Here is a 2,579-nt window from a genome sequence, read left to right on the forward strand (position 1 = left end):
GGCCTCGCCTGCTCCCAGCGCGAGCACCGCGCCCTCCGCACCGGAGGCGCCTCGCGCCACGACCGACGCGACGAGCGGGACGGACCCGAGCGCCCGACCGGACCCGGGCGCCTCCGCCGGCACCGGCGCATCCGCGGACCCCGGCGCACCGACGGACGCCGACGCCGCGGACGTCGACTACTGCGGCGACGACTTCGTGCTCGCCCAGTTCGGGACGAGCGGCTGGTCGTGGGAGGGCACCCCGGCCGAGCAGCTGCGGCAGTCGGCGCCGAGCGCGACCTTCGCGCCCGCCGACCTCATCGACGGCCTCGACGTTCGCTGCGGCGTGAGCTACCGGCACCCGACCGACGGCGAGCGCGGCTACGCAGATGCGTCGGTCGCGGTCGTGCGCGACGGCGCGGCAGCGGAAGCACAGCTCGAGCAGTGGGTGGCGGCGAACGGCTGGGACGAGGGCGGCGAGCACGGCCTCGTCCGCGCGGACGGCACCTACGACGTCAAGCTCTGGTGGCGCGTGATCCCCGACGAGCCGCCGATGGGCGCCGACGAGGCAGCGGTCGCCGCGGGCGCGGAGGTCGGCGACGCGGTGATCACCGTGCTCGACTGGCGCTGATGCGTCGCCGCTGCTCGCGCTGACGCGTCGCGGGGCGGAGCACCACGCTCAGCGGCGGTCGACGACCCGGCGCAGGTAGTGGATCCGGTCGCGCAGCTGCTGCATCGAGGCTTGCGCGACGGGCGGCCCGCCGCACACGCGGCGGGCCTCGGCGTGCACGAGCGCGTGCGCCTCGCCCCGCCGCTTCGCGACGATCGCGACGAGCGAGTTGAGCAGCTGCCGCTCCTCGCGCATGCTGCGGTAGAGCGGCTCGGGCGCCTCCTGGTTCGGCGGCCGGTCGCGGATGCGCGCGGCCTGCCGCGCGTGCCGGCGCTTCAGCAGCTCGGAGACCGACTCGGCGTCGAGCAGCCCTGGGATGCCGATGAAGTCGAGCTCCTCCTCGGTCGCGGGCTCGACGAGCTGCCCGAACTCCGCGTCGCCGAAGAGCACCCGGTCGAACGTCGCGCTCGACTCGAGCGGCTCCCACGTGAAGGGCGCCGGCTCGCGGTCGTCCTTGTCGCCGCGCTCGGCGGCCGCCATGAGGTCGTCCTCGAGCAGCTGGTCGTCGGCCTGCTCCTTGTCGAGCGCGTGGTCGCGCTGCCGCTCGAGCTCGGCCGCGAGCGTCAGCAGCGGCGGCACCGACGGCAGGAACACCGTCGCGATCTCCCCCTTGCGGCGCGAGCGCACGAAGCGGCCGATCACCTGCGCGAAGAACAGCGGCGTCGCCGAGCTCGTCGCGTAGACGCCCACCGCGAGCCGCGGCACGTCGACGCCCTCCGAGACCATACGCACCGCGACCATCCACCGCTGCGTGCCCTTCGAGAACGCCTCGATCCGGTCCGACGCGCCCGCGTCGTCGGAGAGCACGACGGTCGGCTCCTCCCCCGAGATCGCGCGCAGCAGCTGCGCGTACTGCCTCGCCTGGGCCTGGTCGGTCGCGATCACCAGGGCCCCCGCATCCGGCACCGTCTGCCGCACGTGCGTGAGCCGCACATCGGCGGAGCGCAGCACCTGCTGGATCCACTCGCCGCCCGGGTCGAGCGCCGTGCGCCACGCGCCGTTCGTGATGTCCTTCGTGTCGCCGTGGCCGAGCGTCGCCTTCATCTCGTCGCCCATCGACGTGCGCCACTGCATCGTCCCGGCGTAGGCCATGAACACGACGGGGCGGACGACGCCGTCCTTGAGCGCGTGCTCGTAGCCGTAGGCGTAGTCGGTCTGGCTGAGGCGCACGCCCCGCTCGTCGCGCACGTACTCGACGAACGGGATGGGGGCGGTGTCGCTGCGGAACGGCGTGCCCGTGAGCGAGAGGCGGCGGGTCGCGGGCCCGAACGCCTCGAGCACCGCGTCGCCCCAGCTGAGCGCGTCGCCGGCGTGGTGCACCTCGTCGAGGATGATGAGGCTCGGCGCGCTGCGCGTGATGCGCTCGTGCACGGATGCGCGCGCCGCGACCTGCGCGTACGTCACGACGACGCCGTGGTACTGCCGGGGGTAGTCGCCGTCGCCGTTCGCGAAGTCGGGGTCGAGGCGGATCCCGGCCTTGTGCGCGGCGTCGGCCCACTGCTGCTTGAGGTGCTCGGTCGGCGCGACGACCGTGATGCGCTGCACGCTGCCGCGGCGCAGCAGCTCGGAGGCGAGGCGGAGGGCGAAGGTCGTCTTGCCGGCGCCCGGGGTCGCGGCGGCGAGGAAGTCGCGCGGCTCGGTCTCGAAGTACTGCGTGAGCGCCTCCTGCTGCCACGCGCGCAGCGGCTGCGCGGTGCCCCACGGGGCGCGCTCGGGGTAGAGCGGCGGCAGGTGATCGGCCGCCCAGGAGCCGAAGTGGCCGCCGACTGCGGGGCCCTCGGGGCGCGCGATCGGCTGGCTGGTCACTCGCTCCATCGTAGGCGGCGGCGCCCACGGCCGGCCGGGCGCGTGTCGCGCGGCAGCTGCCGCCCGCCCTGCCCGGCGTGCCGGGCGACGGCCTGGCTCTTATACCCACCTGACGCGCCCGGCG

1 protein-coding gene and 1 pseudogene are annotated in these 2,579 nt (G+C 75.0%); one reads left to right on the forward strand and one right to left on the reverse strand.

What is annotated here, in order from left to right; all coding sequences use genetic code 11:
- A pseudogene (locus NWP09_RS12370) lies at positions 1 to 610 on the forward strand (hypothetical protein); the annotation flags it as partial.
- A 48-nt stretch (positions 611 to 658) separates the two neighbouring features.
- Here the strand turns inward: NWP09_RS12370 and NWP09_RS12375 are convergent.
- Complete coding sequence (locus tag NWP09_RS12375; protein ID WP_258275803.1) at positions 659 to 2,455, reverse strand: DEAD/DEAH box helicase; 1,797 nt, start codon at positions 2,453 to 2,455, stop codon at positions 659 to 661.
- Between the last annotated feature and the right edge of the window lie 124 nt (positions 2,456 to 2,579).

The sequence above is a fragment of the Agrococcus sp. HG114 genome, from assembly GCF_024723325.1.
Lineage (GTDB): Bacteria > Actinomycetota > Actinomycetes > Actinomycetales > Microbacteriaceae > Agrococcus.